Raw genomic sequence first — 17,175 nt, 5'->3', positions numbered from 1 at the left:
AGACCTCGGTAAGGATGACACGTATGCACTGGAGCACAAAGCGGAAATTCCAAGAAGTGCCTATATGGAACCGGATAGCGTGTCTTTTCAACGTATTCGCAAGATGATTTTCGAGGAACCCACTCGACCCCTGTAAACATCCAATTTAACCCGCCCTGACAAGAGCCACAGCCTGTCGATGATTACTTGAAAATACTTTCAGGAGAATTCACCGTCTGGGCGTTATGGAAACCGGCGCTGATGACATTGCGATTTGCGTCCGGGTATATGCTCCAACCACGGGATGGTCCGCAGTGGGTCAAACATTGACGTTCCATGGAGTGCGCCCTTCAAAGTGGGCAGTGATCATGCAGCGGGTTTGACCGTCTGCCGGACGTGTTGATCCTCAAACTGGTTCGGGCTCAGATAGCCGAGGGCCGAGTGGAGCCTGCGGCTGTTTATGTCGGCATGAATGGCGGCAACTTCGAAAAAACCTACACGCAGAATGTCTTTCCGGATTTCGAGAAGGCAAACGGCGTGAAGGTCGTCGTCGTGCCGGGCACGTCGTCCGATATTCTCGCCAAGGCTACAGCGGCCAAAGGCAATCCTCAGATGAACTTGATGTTCCTCGATGACGGCGTCATGGTGCGCGCCATCGGCGCCGGCCTCTGCGAGAAGATCAAGGATACGCCGGCTCTGGCCGATCTCACCCCGGGAGCCCGGCTGAAGAACGACATGGCCGTCGGCATCGACCTCGGCATGACGGGTCTCGCCTACAACAAGAAGATGTTTGAAGAGAAGGGCTGGGCCCCGCCAACCTCCTGGATGGATCTCGCGGATCCGAAGTACAAGGAAGCGGTCGTATTCCAATCCGCCGCGGCCTCATCCTTTGGCCTGCATGCCTTCCTGATGTTCAACCGGATCCAGGGCGGCGACGAGAAGAACGTCGAGCCGGGCTTTTCCAAGTTCAAGGACACCATCGGCCCGAACGTGCTTGAGTATATCCCCAGCTCGGCGAAGATTTCCGAGATGGTACAGACCGGAGAAGCCGCGATCTTCCCGCTGACGCCCACGGCCGTGGCGGCTCACCAGGAAAAGAACATCCCGGTGGAATATGCCCAACCTAGCACTACAGTTGCACCTTTCGTTTGCGATGTGAGGCTTGCGCCATGGCCTGATGCGCTCGTCGCCACGCGGACCAGGCGATCACGAAGGCAGGCTCGATCCGGCGCTGCTGGAGACGTGTGGCGACCCGGCGGATTTCCTGGACAGACCAGCATACCAGCGCTGCAGTCGGGCTTCGTCGTTTCGTTTTTGGGGTGAGGTAAGGCGGTTGGCGTGCTCACGCACCACCGTCATCATGGCAAACGCCAGCATCACCAGCGACACATGCCGATGCCAACCGTGCCACGAACGCGTCTCATTGTGCGTCAGCCCCAACTCCGTCTTCGCGGTCTCGAACGCATCCTCAATCGCCCAGCGCTGGCCCTCCACCCGCACCAGGGTCTCCATCGGTGTGCCGGCCGGGCACCAGGTTGAGAAGAACGCCAGATCCTGATCGCTGATGCTGCGCCGGATCAGCAGGCCGCGCGTCCACAGGCCGGTCAGCGCCTCGTTGAATTCCTCGGCCTCGAGATCGGCCAACGCGACATAGGCCCAATCATACAGGCGCGGCCCCTTGGTGCCGATCCCGGCCGACAGACGCTGCCAGGTCTTGGGAGCAAGCCCCTGTGCAATCGTCGCGGCCGTGCCGGCCACCGGCGGGCTCTTGTCCCAGGAATTGAAGCGGTCTGTGGCTTGAACGCCCAGCACGTAACCCTTGCCAGCTCGGCGCAGCTGCATGGCCAGGGCCCCATAGATGGTGTCGGTGGCCACCCACTCAAACGGTACGCCGGCCGCCAGGGCCCGCTCGATCATCGCGGCGGCGATCTGCGGCTTGGTGACGAAGCGGATCGCATCGGGCACGTGAGCCGTGGCCAGGCGCTCGGGCTTCGTCGTCCAGTCCTTGGGCAGATAGAGCTGGCGGTCGATCAAGGCGCAGCCCTTGTCCGACGCGTAAGCGGCAAACACGCCGATCTGGCAGCTGGCAATCTTGCCGGCTGACCCAGTGTACTGGCGTCCCACCCCGCACGAGTTCTGCCCCTGCTTGAGAAAGCCGGTCTCATCGATCACCAGTACCGCTCCGGGAGAGGCGAGCGTCTCGAGCGCATAGTCGCGCACCATGTCCCGCAAAGCATCCGCGTCCCAGTGGCTGCGCCCGAGCACCGCCTGCTGGCGCCATGGTCCCGGATCACCGGCGGCTTCCGCCCGCATCCAGCCGGTCTTGCGCCGCTCCGGCCCGAGCAGACCGTCGAGGAAGGCGGCCGCAGAGGCCGCGACACTGGGATGAGCAAACTGGAGTTTGAGATCAGCTTTGACCTGACGCAACTCCACACACCAGAGTTCGAGCATCTGCTCGATGGCCACGCCTGACATGGCAGCCTCCTGTATCAGATCAGGAGGTAATTAGGGCGCCTGTGCAGCGTGCAACTGTAGTGCTAGGCCAGATCTGTTCGTCAGTTGGATACGATCATTATCCGTGATTCGAAATGTCTGCGCTCATCACGCGCGGCTTTGGAATAAGCCGCTGGTTGACCAACCGAGACCTCCTAACGTTGGCGAGATCCCAGTGTTGGATCACCTCATGACAAGCCCCTACCGCAATACGAGGCTATACGCAGCTTGTGCCCTGGCACGTTATATGTTGCATGTTGTCAATCCTCGGTCTCAATGGCCGTTGCGCCTACGAGAGCACCTGAAAACGTTCCCTCAGAGCCCTCACATTTCTCTCCAGGCGAGTGGCTTCCCGGCGAATTGGGATCAACTTCCGCTGTGGCAGTAAATTATAGCTAAGCGCTCTGGAAAGCGGTGCTAATAGGTGCGTCCGAAAAATTTCCCTACAACAAGATCCTGTAACTGGGGGCCATTCCGGCAGACAACATCAACTCGTTAAGCGGATTGATCCTGTTTGCCGGTCATCGCCTCGATTGCCTCAAAGCTCCGCGTGAGCGCTCGCCAAAGGCTGCCGATCTCTTTCGATCCCGGCGACCCGACGTTGAACTCGCTCACACCGGCTCCATGGGCCAGAGCGAGCGACAGTTCGGGGTTCTGTGTAATCTGACCGCTCCAAGTCGGAACGTCGAGCGCCTGCATCGCCCCGCGTGCATCCGCAACGCTTGGATCCTCCGAGCCGTTCTTGGCCGGGGCAGCGTTGATGACCACTGCATAAGGCTTCTTGAGATCACGGCACATTTTGATCGTGGCCTGAACGGCGTCGACATCGAACAGCCCGGCGCGCATGGGGATCACAACAAGATCCGCGTGCCAGATCGCCTCGGTCACGGAAGCTTCCGCGTTGGGTGGCGTGTCGATCAAGACCCATTCCGCCCCAGCCCGCCGCGCCTTCGCCAGGGTGGCCGCGAGATGCTTGGTGCCAACATGGAGCGGCAGATTCCGCGAGCCCCGAACCCGGTGCCAAAGGGCCAACGATCCCTGAGGGTCTGCGTCAATCAGGAGCGTCGGCCGAGCGTGCTCGGCCATATAGCTACCGAGATGCGCGGCAAGGGTGCTCTTTCCGGAACCTCCCTTGCGGGAAGCAAAAACCACGACATTCATGCCAGTCCCCCAGTCTTGATCAGGCAATGCATCGTCGCGCGGGTATGGTTAACAGAGCCTTATCGCTTGGCAGACAGCAAAACGCCCTCACCGAGGGGTCGTTACAGACCTCCGGCTGAGGGCGGCTGGAGCCCTGGTTGACGAAATCGGTTGGATCCTCGACCAGGATGTCTGCGGCTCAAGGAGGCTGAAACCGCATCAGCCAACCTTGGCCTATCAACCGTGGCAATTTAATGGGTCCCGTTCCCCCGATATCGTCCTAGCTTTTGATGCGCGCCGGACCGATATCCTGACAGATGGGTCTGTGCCGCCATCCTACGGAGCGACAGCAGACTTCTTGTCGAAAGTCCCTTTGTTCGTCATGTTATATGGGTATATTGCCTTAGCCGCAATGAACTTCCGCGCTGGGATTGGCATTATGTCTTGAAAGAGATATAGTCCATATCGAGACACAATGGTGACGCCATGGCACGGCCTCTCAAGAACCAAACGGAAGCGGCATCACAGGGTCTCCCTCACCTGGAGCAATCGCGCTTTGAGCCCGCCAATCGGAGGCGCCTGAGCGCTCCCGGCATGCGCACTTTCCTGGCCATTGCCGACCTATGGGCTTTAACCGAGCAGGAGCGCCTCCGGATCCTTGGGTACCCGCCGCGTTCCACCTATCACAAGTGGGCCAAACAGGCTCGTGAACATGTCGAGTTCACCCTAGACGCCGATGTTCTGACCCGGATCTCGGCAGTCCTCGGGATCTATCAGGCGCTGCGAGTCCTTTTCGAGACGGAACAGGAAGGCTTGTCATGGCTTCGCGGGCCTCACCAGGCCACGGTGTTCGGAGGTCATCCGCCGATTGAACTCGTGACTGATGGCACCCAGGACAGTCTCATGATCGTACGGCGCTTCCTCGATGCGGCCCGTGGTGGCCTCTACATGGAGCCCAACGAGGTCGACCGAAACTTTATCCCTTATGAAGATACGGATATCCACTTCTCGTGACCAACGTCGCTGAAGCACCTTACCCGACCTACCGTCTGATCCCGTCCCAGTTTCCGCCCATTGGCCTGTTCGACACGGTGGCAACGCCTGCCGATCTGTCGGCGGTGATGGAGTTGGTCGGGTGGACCAATGACCGGCTCGTGGCCAGCCGCATTGCTCGCCTTCCTCAACAGGAATGGGTTTATGGCCGGCCGAACGCCAGCATCGTGATGGCGGCCTTCCTGCACGTCAGTCCCACAGGCATGCGGTTCAACTCGCCCGACCTCGGGGCTTGGTATGCTGCCAGCGAAATCGAAACGGCGGTAGCCGAGGTCGGACATCACCTCCGACGCGAGGCAGTGGCACGAAGCGTTCCACAACTAACACGGGTCTACCGAAGCTATTCAGCGCGACTGCATGGTGTCTACATGGACATTCGCGGCCAACAGGCCGAGCGCGCCGATGTTTATGCGCCTGATCGTTATGACGCCTCGCAGCAATTGGGAGAAGCGATCCGTCGTGCAGGTGAGGCTGGCATCATCTACGACAGTTTGCGGCGCCGTGGAGGAACCAACATCGTTGCACATCGGCCCACGAATGTTCTCGATGTAACGCAGGCTGATCATTTCGAAATACGCGTTCCGGCTGGCGGATATCGAATTGATGTGCGCAAACTCACCGCTTAGAGGTCGAGGTCGTAGAGCCAACGGTCTTTGCTAGCAAGCATCTCTCCCCATTGGTAGCACTAGCAAGCGGCATGGTCCTCTTCTTGATCGAGAAGGCGTCAACGGACCGCTGGGCTTTGTCCGATTGGCATTTGGCGGAAGGGATGTTAATTCGTGCCATCCCTTAACGCTTGTTTCTGTGCGGAGCGATGACGCTGCGTCTCCCCGCCTGAAATTGATTTTCAACAATCAGGATTGCTCAATGAACGGTATCGCACGTCAGTTCGAGCCGCAGATTACCCGCAGTGGTGGCACTCCGTCGAAATTCCACTTTACCGTCCGTTGCTCGGACTGTGCGAATACCGACACCTACGAAGCAACCAGGCCCACCGGCAACGACACCGTTCGAGGCTACTTCAAGGATCGCGGCTGGCTGCTCGGCCGAGCTCCCTCCTTCGACCTCTGTCCGGCCTGCCTCGCTCGCCCGCGCCATGCTCAGGAGACGCAATCCCCTGGTCAGCGCCGCGAGACCAAGGCCCTGGACAAACGGCACCGGGAGACAGCCGACATTCTGGCCCGCCACATGGGAAAGCCGGAGGAGCTGGCAGCCGAGGTCTTCCGGCCCAAGGAGGCAAAGCCTATGCAGCCCCCTGCCCCCCAGGCGCCGCAGACAGCAAACGCCGGGCCGGCTCTTTCACCCGAGGCTGAGCAGGCCCTCTCCAGCATGGCGGCGGACCTGAAGAGTCTGCGCTCCGCCGTTGAGTTCATGGCTGACCAGTTGAGCCAACTGGTGGCGCTTGGCAGCCGACAGACTGAAGCCCTCGCCAGTCTGCCCCCTGCCCTCGCCCAATCGGCTGAGGGCCTCTCAGGCGAACTTCGGCAGGTGGCCAATGCCATCCAGGCGCTCCCGCATCGGTCCCGCCCTGTAACAGACCAGGCCTCCGGAACCAGGGCTGAGGCCGCGCAGATGCAGGCCGTCGATGCCGAGCCGGCACCTGTTGCGGAAGCGTCGGTGCAAGAGCCATCCCGGAGGACCAAGGTCAGCCGGAAGGCCAAGGACGACGCGATCGTGCGCGAGTCCGCCGATATCGTGGTGAAGTCGATTGCCGATCCCAAGGGCAAAAACCGCTTCTACACCGCGATCCGCCTGCCGCGGCAGCTCTGGGACGAGGCGGGATTTGGGCCTGAGGATAGCCTGCTGCTCGACTGGACCGGCTCGGCTCTTAGTGTTGAGCGGGCGACCGAGGGCGGCGTAAAGCCGAAGTCGGTCGGTCGCACGTCCGTGGTGCTTCAGTCCTGGAAACTGGGCAATCTCAACTTCGGTCAGCCGAGGGTCAGCGGCACGGACGGCTTCCTGCGCTTGATGGGCAACCAGCGTTAGCCGGTAGGACTGATCCTGACACAGCCGGCGCCGCGTACGCGCTCTTCCACGTTCGCCTGATGCGAGCCGCTGAAACCTGACCGGCTGGCGGACCTGGCGCAGGTGCGCGTTTGCCATTACGGCATCCCACAATGATCGGACGAGACCCTTACTTCCCCGACGCCCTAGCCCCAGTCATGGACCTGACGGCAATCCCGGCAGACCGCGAACATAATGCCCACCGCGCTTTGAGGACGTGCGGAGTAGCGACGCTGGAGGTGAAAATAATCGCTCACAATCGGTGCATCTCAACCGAGTCTGGCCGCCTCATCGAGCGCCTTGGCAACGTGATTGACGATATGATCGAGCCCCCGAGGCGGCCGTATTTAATCACGCTTTGGGGCACGAAAAATACGAGCTTGCAGGTCCCAGAATTTGCCGGGATGTAGCTGCCGGCACCAAGCCGGCGAGAGCGAAAAGCGAAGAGTTTCGTTGATTTTTCATGCCTCAATTTCTAGCGCGCGCCTGCGGGCTGGATCGAAGCCAGCGCCAGTACGTCGGGCTCCGCTCCCCTTTCGAGCAAGGAGGTCCCGCGTGAGCTGGATCAGGGGCGGCGCTTGCGCTACGTTAGCGCGCCTGGGCGCCAGGGCCAGGTGCCATAGCGGTCGAGGAAACGGACTCAGGCGCCCTGGATTAAATTCCTGCATAAAAACTGCGGTATTGAGACCTCGGTCCTCTTCGTGAAATATTCCTAAAAACATCACGTCATAGCGTTGCTGCGTCGGAACTGCGGTATTGAGCCTACAGGCACCCTGATCACCCCGCCCAGGCCGAGCCTCCCGGAACCCGACAAAGCCGCTCCTTGGCCTCCGCAGGGCCCTTGGCGTGCCATTCTGCGGGCAGTTTGCGGTATTGAGCCTCGCTCTGATCTCGCCCTTCGGACGCCCGTCAAAGGCCTCGGAGCCGTCGCTGGTGAAAATCTCTGCGTCTCGAATTTTTCCCACACCCTTACACGGGGCGAAGATCGCCGGCCGCCTTCAGGAGCAGCTCTCGTGAAAATCTAGGGCCCCCGGCAGATTTCCACCTCATGCCTGCTGGCTGATAGCAGACATGAAGCTCCGGCTCCATCTTCACCTCGACGGGGTGGGGGCAACGCGGGGGCTGGGTCACAGGCTGCTACTGAGCTCAGGCTCAACGCCGATTCCGAGACCCGAGGTGGGCGTCCATCGTCCTAGAGCCTCGGACCGGAAATGAGACTCCTGGCTTCTGTGCGAGGCCGAGCTGTGATTCACTGCCTGGACTGGGAGGTGGATTATGGGTCATTGCTATTCCCTGGATCTGCGGGTGCGCGTCGCCGACTTTGTCGATGCAGGTCATTCCTGCCGGGCGGCAGCCCAGCACTTTGACGTCAGCGAGAGTTTCGCCATCAAGCTGGTGCAGCGGAAGCGGCGGTTCGGCTCGCCGGCACCGGCCCGGCAAGGCCGTCCGCCCGGACGCGGCAAGCTGGTGCCCTATGAGAGCTTCTTGATCCAGACGGTCGAGGCCGAGCCGGCCATCACCATGCCCGAGCTGGCCGCAAGGCTGCTGACTGAGCATGGGATCGTTGCGGCTCCCGCGATGCTCTCGCGCTTCCTGTGCCGGCACGGCTTCTCATATAAAAAAATGCCTGATGGCGGCGGAGTGCGCACGCGCCGATGTGCGGGATGAGCGCCGGGTCTGGCATGCCCAGCGCCAGCCGCGCATGCGCCAGGAGACGCACCGGCTGGTGTTCCTGGACGAGACGTATGTCAACACCAAGATGACGCGCCTGCGCGGGCGGAGCCGCAGGGGCCAGCGCCTACGCATGAAAGCTCCCTTTGGACACTGGAAAACCCATACCTTTCTGGCTGGGCTACGGTGCAACGAGTTGTGCGCGCCGTGGATCATCGATGGCCCGATCACCCGGTTGGCGTTCGAGGCTTACATTGAGACGCAGCTCGCGCCGACGCTGCGCAAAGGCGATGTGGTGATCCTCGACAACCTGGCTGTCCACAAGAGCGAGAAGGCCGCTCAGTGTCTGAAGCAACGCGGAGCCTGGTTCCTGTTTTTACCTGCTTATTCGCCTGATCTTAATCCAATTGAACAGGCCTTTGCCAAGATCAAAGCGCACTTGCGCAAGGCCGAGGCCCGAACGTTCGACGCGCTCTGGCGAGCGCTCGGTGAGATCTGCAACCTGTTCGAACCACAAGAGTGCTGGAACTACCTTAAGGCTGCCGGATATGCGTCCGTTTAACCGTCCGATGCTCTAGGGATTGAGCTGGAAAAACACAGGGTAAAATTATCGCACAAAATTTACAGTATTGAGCCTTGGCTTCCGCATGCAACCATTCCTATGTTGCGCGCAACAAAGTTGCTGCGTCGGAAGTACAGTATTGAGCCTGCCGCTGGCTCAGCCGCTCAGCCATGGCCAAGACCTCTCTAAACGCTTAGAAGCCGCTCCTAGGCCTCCGCAGGGGCCTTGCAGAGCCATTCTGCGGGCAGTTTGAGGTATTGAGCCTCCCCTGCACGGCCTCCTTCAAGCCCCCTTTCAGATCGTGGCAGCGAAAGAGGTGAGAATCTCCTGCGGCTCGAATATTGTCACCACTCACCGCGGCGAGGAAATTGCGGGCTTCCTCCAGGACTTCCTCCAGGAGTGACGTTCGTGAAAATCGAAGGCCACCCGCAGATTTCCACCTTATGCCCGATGGCGATGCACGATCTTGATCATTCCGGATGCCCCCTCTGGGCGCCAACTCTGTTCGCGACTGGGGTGGAAAAATTGACCGCGCTCAGACCCATCCGGTATAATATTCGGATCGCGGACACGAGGGCCCTGCCCTCCAAAAAGTGAAGCGACCTTGGGGGTTCGATGGCCAGAAGAGATCCATACGCTTGGGGCGAGGAGCGCCCGAATGCGCGCATGGGGCGCCTGCAGCGTCTTGCAGATAAGACCGAGCTTGAAATCCAAGCAGCCAGGGCCGTGTATGAGAAGAACGTCGCCGTCATCCGAGCACGGCAAACCAGCCTGCTCCATGAGTGCCGCCAGATCGAGCGCTGCCTGGACGCAACCGGGCAGTATGATCCTGACCTGGCGAAGGCAGTATCGCCGGGCCCTTGGAAGTCGAATGAGGTTCCTGCTAAGCGCCCCCGTGGACGGCCGAGGAAAAATCTTCCCGGCGATCCCCCACCCCCACGCAAGTCGCGCGCAAAGGCCGGTGGGCGCAGTGGCCACCGTTCGTCGGCGCGGGCACGGGCAAACGTCCCGGCGCCCGTGCTAACGGCCGAGCAGATGCCGACTATGCCAAGCAAGGAGGCACTTCCTCGGGCCGCTACGGTCTTCTTACCGAAGAGCGCCGGCTTGCCTGCCAATGACAACTGCCTGCCCCAGCCTGAGCCGGCACCGCCCAAGAAGGTCGCGCCGAAATTCGCCACCTATCAAGGTCCTGACAGGGCACTGGCGTACGAGGAAGCGCAACGCAAGCAGAAGGCGGCCCGGGAAGACGCGTTCGTCGATTACGAGCGTCGAGCTAATGAAATCACCAAAGCTGCCGAGATACGGCAGGGCCTCTCCCTTCCCTACGATCTGTCAGACCCATGTGATCCCACAACGATGCCAGACGTGCTTTTGGCTCTGTATCCGAACTTTGCGGAAACTCACAGACTTCCGGCGGCCACCGACCTGTTGGAACTGTCGGACGATGTCTTGTTTGCATGGATTCGAGCCGTCGCGCAGGACCGCCAACTGCACAAGGATTGGCCCGAAGATAAGGCCAGAGAATACCTGAACCGCGTGTATAGAGGACCCAGAGAGTATACAAAGGGGTATAGTGGGAGACACATAATAGAAGAAAGTCTACGCCGGGAGGCATGGTGCTGGGTAAACCTGCGCATGTATCGTGCAGCGTTGCTCAGTGCTGAGCTTCAGAGTGGATGTGAATTGACGAAGGTTCGAATTGAGCTCGCCGAGTTTGACTACCAGATCGAGGCTGCACTCGCCGAAGGCTATCCCACTGACAATGCCCTTGAGAGTTGGAGACCCACACTTCGCGAGGCCTATGTCAGGATTGTCAATGCCCTCCAATGGCCAGAACACCTTTCCCGCCGCGAGATCCTGTTATGGGCACACCCCGAGCGCGATCCGGATGTGCTGGCGGCCTACTCGCCTTTCGACGATCCCCTCGAGAGGGTTTCAGCATGGCAGAGCCCCGACAAGCTCCGCCACAAGCTGATGTAGATCACCGAGCTCTTCTCTCGAGAATGATATGAAACCGCTGCCGGGGTACGTCGATATTCGTGTCTGCGACGCAGGCCTGTCTACCCATCTCATAAGTAAGTCTACCATGCCGTATCCTGATATCTCTGCTCATCTCGAGGCCATGCGGGCTTCAGTCTTCCATGTGTCAGACCAGAACCCGCTGATGACCCTTCCACGAAGCGGCAGCAGGCGGATCTTGCCGTTGGAGGGCTCGGCCTATTCTGCTTGGTCAGCTCTCGCTTCCATGCGGAGTCTGCAGATCGGTGAAGACCTCAAGGCAGCAACTCCTCTGGCGGAAACACGCTCGATCTTAGAAGAGATTGCTGCAGAAGATCGGAAGCTGCGGGATCAGCAGGGCCTATCGGCCCTTAACCTCGGCCTCGGCATTGTTGCTTGGGAAGAAGCCGACGAGACCTATTGCTTTGCCCCGCTCTATCTCCAGTCGATCGAACTGGATATCTCCCGTGAGAGTATCCGGGTCAGGTCCACTGGGGCGGCACCCGAACTCAACGAGACACTCCTTGTCCGCCTCGGGATTCCCAAAGACGAGGTGCCGAAAGTCCCTCCAGACGATCCGGAAGCCGACATTCATCCCAAAATCGCTGGCTATGAGGACCGGCTTGTTGTGGGGCTCTTCAATCAGACCCGTCGGCTGATGGCGTCGCGGCTCGATCCCTACCGCAATCCACGCCTCCTGAACCACGCCACGCTTACGCGCCTTGTTCTCGCCAGCCGCGGAGATGAAGCTGCGGTACAATCCATCCGGCCACAGGCGCTCGAAACCCGCCGGGCACCTGACGCGAAGAATCTGCATCGGATCGAGGCCGACTCCTTCCAGGACAGCATTATCACCGACACACGCTCCGGTTGCCCCGAGCTCATCGTCCAGGGTCCCCCTGGAACCGGGAAGTCCCAGACAATCGTGAATGTGATCGCCAACGCAATCCAGGACGGCAAGTCGGTCCTGGTCATGGCGGAGAAGATGAACGCAATCGAGGCGATATGGAAGCACCTGCGATTGTCTCCGGAGGCGTCCCAAGTTCTCATGTTACAGGGCGAGGGCTTGAACCACACAAGGGTCGCGGAATCGCTTGGCGTCCCGGAGCTATCGGGCATCATCAACATCCTGCAGTCATGCCCTGCGCAAATGCGCCCCAAGGCTATCCTGACCTCTCCAGAGGCCTTCGCGCTGTGTGTTCCCGAGGATTGGACCTTTGATACCCTCGTTGTTGATGAGGTCTCCCAGATGCCTCTGTCGTCAGCCGGAGCGGCCATAGCGGCCTCGCGGCAACTTGTTGTCTGTGGCGACAGCTGGCAGATGCCACCAGATGTGCCGCTCTGGATGGATCCAGGCAAAGGTGCCGCCGAGGTGACCAGCCTTCTAACAGCGGCTGAACGAGCCTCGTTCCCGACAAGGATGTTGGAGTATCATTACCGGTCGCGCCACCCTGCCCTGATCGAGGCCTCAAACCGTCTCTTTTACCGCAATCGCCTGCGGATCGTGCCATCGCCGCTACCGGCCGAATACTACGGTGTGAAATTCCATGCTGCGGGCGGGTTCTATGACCCTACCTCTCGGAACAACCTTGAGGAAGCAACGCAGGTTGTTGACGCCGTGCGGCGCTGTATCCGCGACGCTCAAAACAAGCCTGTGACGGCAAGAGAGTGGCCGAAATCCATCGGCATCATCGCCATGAACGAGCCGCAACGGCGGCTGATTGCCTCGCTGCTGGAGGACTGCTCCGGAGTCGACACTCTTCCGGCCGACGAGCCACTGTTTGTCAAAACGATTTCTGATGTCCAAGGCGAGGAACGGGACATCATTCTTGTCTCGCTGACCTACGGACGCACGCCAGGAGGCGAACTGCATCCGAATTTAGGGCCGATCTCAACGCCGAGCGGTGACAAACGAGTCAACGTGATGATGACGCGCTCCCGATGCCGCACGGAAGTGTTCGCCTCATTCAACTACACGGACTGGCCCCCGACGGCCAACGCCGGGATTGAGGCACTACGCATCATTATCAAAAATGCGCAGAAGGGATCTCGGGCCTATGCTGGTAAGCCGTACAAGGGACCCCTGACATCGCATGCTATTCAAGAGCTTGTCACTCTCGATCAATTCGGTCGAGCGCTCTGCGTTAAAACTAAAAAAGGTCAATATCGCGCGATGATCTACCCCGTTGGAGGATCTTCCACACTCGATGAAGCGTCTGAGATCAAACAACTCGAAAATGCCGGTTGGCGGGTCAGGCCGATTCCATCCGAGTGGCTGGATGAGGAGGCAATAATCGAGGAGGAGGATCGCAGAGAGTTCGGGCGTTTCCTTGGACAAAACCGTCATTAGAACGGAACGAGCAAAGCTATAGCAGCACTGGGTTATATTTGAATGGCTATTGTATCGGTGGTCGCGTCGATTTCAGCTTCTTTATTTCCGAATCTGGAACTCCCCACTGGCAGGCAACATCAGGTGGACCCGTTCGACTCCACGGCAGGATCTACCGTCAGAGAGGCTCCAGCTGACTGCATAACCTCGCGTAAGGCACCATGCGGCAGGCCCGACTTTAACAGGCCTGCCGCTGGCGAGCGTTAACGAGGATGATCAGCCGTCCTAGTGTCTGGCGTCTTCCAGACCGCATAGGTGATATAGGCTAGACGAACGAACAACAGCGTGAGTGTTCGCTGAATCGAGATCTCCATCGCTCGCGGCTCGCCTGTGTCGGCATCATAGAGCAATTGACAGCTTTGCCCGGACGCGTCCTCCCGGGTCGCGATCCACAGCAGCTCGATCACAACCTGCCCTGGCGTATGAGTAACCAGATAGCCGCCGATGCGGTGAACGGGTGGGGTGTTCCAGGACACCCGCTTTTCCCTGCCCTCCCCGTCCAACTCCACGTCGCCGACACCGGCAGCCCGCCCGCGAAAGCCAGGCCCGCGGCCCTGGAACAGGCCGGTGAACGAGAACCGCCGCCGCGTTGTGACTGGAAGCAGGGCGATCAGACGCCTTGCATCCTCGCGGGCAAAGGTTTGCCCATCCCTCGTCAGGCGATCGAGCAGCGCATGCGCCTCGAGCCGGGCCTCAACGGTCAGTTCGTGATCGCTCACGCTCTCACTCATCCTTGGCCTCCCCATCAGCGGAGGGCACCGGATCGACAGCGGCGAATGCGTCTATCACCCACTGAGGTGTCCCCTTTTCCACCGGCAAGATACGGATGGCCTCGTAGTCCAGGACGAGCCTGACCGTGCCAGCGCCGGCGGTTTTGACCTGCGCCAGGCGCGCATCGAGGTTATCCCGCGGCAACAGGAGATTCGGGACATGGGGTTCGATGGTTGGGTCTATGGCCTGGAGAAGGATGCGCGCGTCGATGCCGCCCTCCTCGAGGAGCAAGCCATGCGCGGCGACCTGCTCTGCAAGGCCTCGGTAGTGCGCATGAGCCACCTCGGCCGCGTCGAGATGCTGCAGGCCGAACACGCCGTCGATGCTTTTGATGATCAAGGCCGGGAATCCGGCATCGATCAGCGCCTTGAGGCACGTCACATGCAGCCGGTCCGGATCCTGCTCTTCGCGGGCGATCTGGCCGATCTGCTCCTGCGCGACCCCGGTGGTCAGGACGAAAAAGGAATCGGCCAACGGAATCGCTTCGCCCCCTTCGCCGGTAACGAAGCCCTGGCTCCAGGCCCGCTTCATCTTCTCGAGGAGGCTTAGGCGGGCTTGGTCGATGTCCCGAAAGATGAACACGGTATCGGGCCGGTGCTTGAGAATATGCGCCAGCGGGCGCGCGTCCATCCCGTGGGATAAGGATGGTAAGATTTGAGCCAGATCCTGACCGTCGATGGCGGCCATGCTGTATAGGACGCCCCTGCCCTTCAGCGAGGTGGTGAGGCCGGCAACCATTGAGATATGGTGGTCTTCGATGTTCGGGCCGGCAAGGAGGAAGACGCCGGGCCCGCGCTGCAGGGGGCTGAGTGCGATATGGCGGCAGACCTCTGCTGCAAAGGCCTCGATGGCGGCATCCTGGCCGACCATGTGCTTCTTGGTGAGTGCCGCGAGATCCCGCGCGGCCTGTTCGGGATGGAAACGTGGTGTGGACATGGAGTTCCTACTGAACGGATTGATGGGATGAGCGGGCCGGCCTGCGTGATACGGGCCGCCTGCTGAAGGCTCGACGATCTCACTCTCGTCTCAGGCGCTGCGCCGCTTCGGACCGGCCTTGAGCGAGGCGTGAGGTGTCCTTTTTTGGGATTTGTCCCTTCTTTCCTTCCCCCGTTCGATGATCTTCCCGTCATTCTCTCCTGGGATTGCTTCACCTCTCGTCGCGCCGTGCCTGGCACAAGCTGACCCTGTCGAAGGCAAGCAGTCTGCCCTATGATCGTCAGGGACATGCGGCAGTGCCTTGCTCTTTGAGATCGCCGCGATTTGCGGGAGGAACGCCGCACTGCAGGCTCTCATGTTTACAATGACCGCAGCCGCATCAGTGGCTCGGCTGCTTACCCCGGCTCTGGACGGGCGAAGAGACGCTCACCACAAGTTTCCTCGCGTGGGGACGAAAGGCGTCAATCTGGCTCTCGCTCCAGCCGACATTGCGGATCACGCGAAGGCGATGAGCGTGATGATCCTCTGCAAATAGGGACTGGCTAGAGAGCCAATCCCGATACTGCGCCGTCGCACGCCACGAGGGCGATCCGGATACCGGCCCGCCTGACCAGCGGTCGGCGCCGCCAAGTCTCCGCAAGCGTACGGAAGTCGGGCGTATCCGGCACGGCGGCAACGGCGATGTCGTCGGCGGCGATATCGAACAGCATCGCCTCTGCGAGCGCTGTCGTCAGCAGCGAATGCTCGGAGCGTCCCGGCTTCCTGGCCAGCGGCCCCTTGCTGCATTTTGCGATGATGCGGCGACCATTGACTTGGGCGACCACGTCGCCCTCGCCGGGACGCGAATGCACCCGGATCGTCTTGTCTCCGCGCCGGTAAGCGGCAGTCCAGACGTTGCGACCGGCCTGCGCCTCTTTGACTGGCTGCCAGCCGGTGGTGGCCATGAAGCGGCCGATGTCGAAGATGATGCCGTCGCCGACCCTAAGGCTGGCCCCGTCAACCGCGACGCTGGCCATTGCTCCGGAGGCGGGGAGCGACAGGATGAACTCGGCCAGCCGCAAGGCCACCTCAGCCTCCGGCATGCGGTCGAGCGGTTGACCGAGGTCCAGCAGAACCTGATTCCTCATGATTTCGAACCCCGTTCTGCTGCCTGCAACCTCGTTACCTGAGCCATCATTCATCCGTGTCCACCGCCGCGCAATTGCTGCAGCGTGTCCATAAAGGATCTTCATTAGCGCCGCTGCCAATGGTATTGGCCAAGCTTACTTGGTCCTGTTGTCGAAATACGACACGGCCAATATTTCTGCAGCACCGGCCTAGTGTTGACGCATGGTTCATGTCTAGTGCGAATCCTTATTCAGAAGGCCGTAAGAGCCTGGGAATTATTGCGGGGTGTACCATGAGCGACAAGCAGGCAAATCAAAGTGGATCGGTGGCTAAGCTCCATCCCGTCAGCACGCCGCCGATCGATGAGAACACCGCATCGATGATCGATCTGCTGCAGGACCATCTGCGGCTCGCCCGTGAAGGCCAGCTGCGCTCGCTCGCCGTGGTGTCCGTGTCCGCTGACGGATCCGCCATTGGCACTCAGTGGTCTTGCGATCCGGGCGATATGGCATCGCTGATCGGCAAACTCACCGTCCTCACCCACGATCTCATGGCCGCTCGCAAGTAATCAGAACGAGTAGCGCAATCTGAACCAACAGGCTGCCCGACGGCGGCATATCCAGATATGTTCATGAACTGCCCGAACTTCTACCAGCACCGGTCGTTCTCGGTTTAGGGCCAGGGAGTCTCGGAGAACGGTCATGGGCGCTGATGGAAACCCGCCAAAGCGCGGCTTTGCTTCAATGAGTGAGGAAAGGCGTCGCGAGATTGCAAGCAAAGGCGGCAAAAGCGTCCCGGCTGAGAAGCGCCATTTCTCCCAGAACACTGCATCTGCCTCAAAAGCTGGCCGCAAGGGAGGCCAGAACTCGCTCGGCCGCAGGAAAGATCATCAAGGATAGGCCACAGCCGAAGCTAACGGACGCATTGCTGATGGGCAGTCCCGTAATGGCAGCGTAGTCGCGCAGATCACCTTGCTTCCATAGATGGAGAGCCTTGTGACCGCTGCCAGGGCCCTCCAAGGCAGTTCCGTCATTACGGCGAGACTCCGCTTTACCCAGTCAGAAGATGATGG

The 17,175-nt window shown here is 60.3% G+C and carries 13 protein-coding genes and 2 pseudogenes; 10 read left to right on the top strand and 5 right to left on the bottom strand.

From position 1 onward, the window contains the following. Window positions 1–447 precede the first annotated feature (447 nt). The gene (locus tag BB934_RS36015) at window positions 448–1,302 is read left to right on the top strand and encodes an extracellular solute-binding protein (RefSeq protein ID WP_099514861.1); all 855 of its coding nucleotides are present in this window, start codon (window positions 448–450) and stop codon (window positions 1,300–1,302) included. On the opposite strand, the gene BB934_RS36010 is transcribed toward BB934_RS36015, so the two are convergent. After that, window positions 1,186–2,454 carry an IS701 family transposase gene (locus BB934_RS36010; RefSeq protein ID WP_237050040.1) on the bottom strand — a complete coding sequence of 423 codons (1,269 nt, stop codon included), beginning with the start codon at window positions 2,452–2,454 and terminating at the stop codon, window positions 1,186–1,188. The genes BB934_RS36015 and BB934_RS36010 overlap by 117 nt on opposite strands. Before the next feature lie 67 nt (window positions 2,455–2,521). Here BB934_RS36010 and BB934_RS51225 point away from each other — a divergent pair. Then, window positions 2,522–2,860, top strand: a pseudogene (locus tag BB934_RS51225) (Abi family protein); the annotation flags it as partial. 107 nt (window positions 2,861–2,967) lie between these two features. Here the strand turns inward: BB934_RS51225 and BB934_RS36000 are convergent. Further along, window positions 2,968–3,633 carry a ParA family protein gene (locus tag BB934_RS36000; RefSeq protein ID WP_099514565.1) on the bottom strand — a complete coding sequence of 222 codons (666 nt, stop codon included), beginning with the start codon at window positions 3,631–3,633 and terminating at the stop codon, window positions 2,968–2,970. Window positions 3,634–4,098: 465 nt separating this feature from the next. Between BB934_RS36000 and BB934_RS35995 the strand changes: the two genes are divergently transcribed. The 6 genes and pseudogenes from BB934_RS35995 to BB934_RS35960 all read left to right on the top strand — a co-directional run bounded on the left by BB934_RS35995 (window position 4,099) and on the right by BB934_RS35960 (window position 13,250). Further along, window positions 4,099–4,626, top strand: coding sequence for an antitoxin Xre/MbcA/ParS toxin-binding domain-containing protein (locus BB934_RS35995; protein ID WP_099514564.1), 528 nt, complete (start codon window positions 4,099–4,101; stop codon window positions 4,624–4,626). After that, a complete protein-coding gene (locus BB934_RS35990) occupies window positions 4,623–5,291 on the top strand; it encodes an RES family NAD+ phosphorylase (protein ID WP_099514563.1) in 669 nt (222 codons plus the stop codon). The genes BB934_RS35995 and BB934_RS35990 overlap by 4 nt, the downstream gene beginning before the upstream one ends. 241 nt (window positions 5,292–5,532) lie before the next feature. After that, window positions 5,533–6,651, top strand: a complete 1,119-nt coding sequence (locus tag BB934_RS35985; RefSeq protein ID WP_099514562.1) for a methyl-accepting chemotaxis protein — start codon at window positions 5,533–5,535, stop codon at window positions 6,649–6,651. A gap of 1,293 nt (window positions 6,652–7,944) precedes the next feature. Next, window positions 7,945–8,902 (top strand): annotated as a pseudogene (locus BB934_RS35975) (IS630 family transposase). Window positions 8,903–9,568: 666 nt separating this feature from the next. Further along, window positions 9,569–10,882, top strand: coding sequence for a hypothetical protein (locus BB934_RS35965; RefSeq protein WP_099514559.1), 1,314 nt, complete (start codon window positions 9,569–9,571; stop codon window positions 10,880–10,882). Between the two features lie 28 nt (window positions 10,883–10,910). Beyond that, entirely contained in the window at window positions 10,911–13,250 is a 2,340-nt protein-coding gene (locus BB934_RS35960) for a DEAD/DEAH box helicase (RefSeq protein WP_099514558.1), read from the top strand. Between the two features lie 242 nt (window positions 13,251–13,492). Here BB934_RS35960 and BB934_RS35955 read toward each other — a convergent pair whose 3' ends face one another. From BB934_RS35955 to BB934_RS35940, 3 genes are all read right to left on the bottom strand, one after another. Then, window positions 13,493–14,020, bottom strand: a complete 528-nt coding sequence (locus BB934_RS35955; RefSeq protein ID WP_175608898.1) for a hypothetical protein — start codon at window positions 14,018–14,020, stop codon at window positions 13,493–13,495. Further along, on the bottom strand, window positions 14,013–14,996 hold the full coding sequence (locus BB934_RS35950) for a P-loop NTPase family protein (RefSeq protein ID WP_099514557.1): 984 nt from the start codon (window positions 14,994–14,996) through the stop codon (window positions 14,013–14,015). Before BB934_RS35950 ends, BB934_RS35955 begins: the two co-directional genes overlap by 8 nt. Window positions 14,997–15,538: 542 nt before the next feature. After that, a complete protein-coding gene (locus tag BB934_RS35940; protein ID WP_099514555.1) occupies window positions 15,539–16,123 on the bottom strand; it encodes a hypothetical protein in 585 nt (194 codons plus the stop codon). Between the two features lie 272 nt (window positions 16,124–16,395). Here BB934_RS35940 and BB934_RS35935 point away from each other — a divergent pair, with 272 nt between their 5' ends. Continuing rightward, window positions 16,396–16,671 (top strand): hypothetical protein, encoded by a 276-nt coding sequence (locus tag BB934_RS35935; protein WP_099514554.1) that lies wholly within the window; start codon window positions 16,396–16,398, stop codon window positions 16,669–16,671. Between the two features lie 133 nt (window positions 16,672–16,804). Then, window positions 16,805–17,002 carry a KGG domain-containing protein gene (locus tag BB934_RS35930; protein ID WP_099514553.1) on the top strand — a complete coding sequence of 66 codons (198 nt, stop codon included), beginning with the start codon at window positions 16,805–16,807 and terminating at the stop codon, window positions 17,000–17,002. Window positions 17,003–17,175: the final 173 nt, after the last annotated feature.

The organism is Microvirga ossetica (assembly GCF_002741015.1).
Taxonomy (GTDB): domain Bacteria; phylum Pseudomonadota; class Alphaproteobacteria; order Rhizobiales; family Beijerinckiaceae; genus Microvirga; species Microvirga ossetica.
The sequence above is the reverse complement of the archived record's forward strand: the minus strand, read 5'-3'. Positions and strand labels throughout refer to the sequence as shown.

What these genes read in the sequence shown, in the direction of transcription:
- BB934_RS36015 (WP_099514861.1), top strand. Translation starts at nt 448, where the DNA reads ATGAATGGCGGCAACTTCGAAAAAACCTACACGCAGAATGTCTTTCCG.
- BB934_RS36010 (WP_237050040.1), bottom strand. Translation starts at nt 2,454, where the DNA reads ATGTCAGGCGTGGCCATCGAGCAGATGCTCGAACTCTGGTGTGTGGAG.
- BB934_RS36000 (WP_099514565.1), bottom strand. Translation starts at nt 3,633, where the DNA reads ATGAATGTCGTGGTTTTTGCTTCCCGCAAGGGAGGTTCCGGAAAGAGC.
- BB934_RS35995 (WP_099514564.1), top strand. Translation starts at nt 4,099, where the DNA reads ATGGCACGGCCTCTCAAGAACCAAACGGAAGCGGCATCACAGGGTCTC.
- BB934_RS35985 (WP_099514562.1), top strand. Translation starts at nt 5,533, where the DNA reads ATGAACGGTATCGCACGTCAGTTCGAGCCGCAGATTACCCGCAGTGGT.
- BB934_RS35965 (WP_099514559.1), top strand. Translation starts at nt 9,569, where the DNA reads ATGGGGCGCCTGCAGCGTCTTGCAGATAAGACCGAGCTTGAAATCCAA.
- BB934_RS35960 (WP_099514558.1), top strand. Translation starts at nt 10,911, where the DNA reads ATGAAACCGCTGCCGGGGTACGTCGATATTCGTGTCTGCGACGCAGGC.
- BB934_RS35955 (WP_175608898.1), bottom strand. Translation starts at nt 14,020, where the DNA reads ATGAGTGAGAGCGTGAGCGATCACGAACTGACCGTTGAGGCCCGGCTC.
- BB934_RS35950 (WP_099514557.1), bottom strand. Translation starts at nt 14,996, where the DNA reads ATGTCCACACCACGTTTCCATCCCGAACAGGCCGCGCGGGATCTCGCG.
- BB934_RS35940 (WP_099514555.1), bottom strand. Translation starts at nt 16,123, where the DNA reads ATGAGGAATCAGGTTCTGCTGGACCTCGGTCAACCGCTCGACCGCATG.
- BB934_RS35935 (WP_099514554.1), top strand. Translation starts at nt 16,396, where the DNA reads ATGAGCGACAAGCAGGCAAATCAAAGTGGATCGGTGGCTAAGCTCCAT.
- BB934_RS35930 (WP_099514553.1), top strand. Translation starts at nt 16,805, where the DNA reads ATGGGCGCTGATGGAAACCCGCCAAAGCGCGGCTTTGCTTCAATGAGT.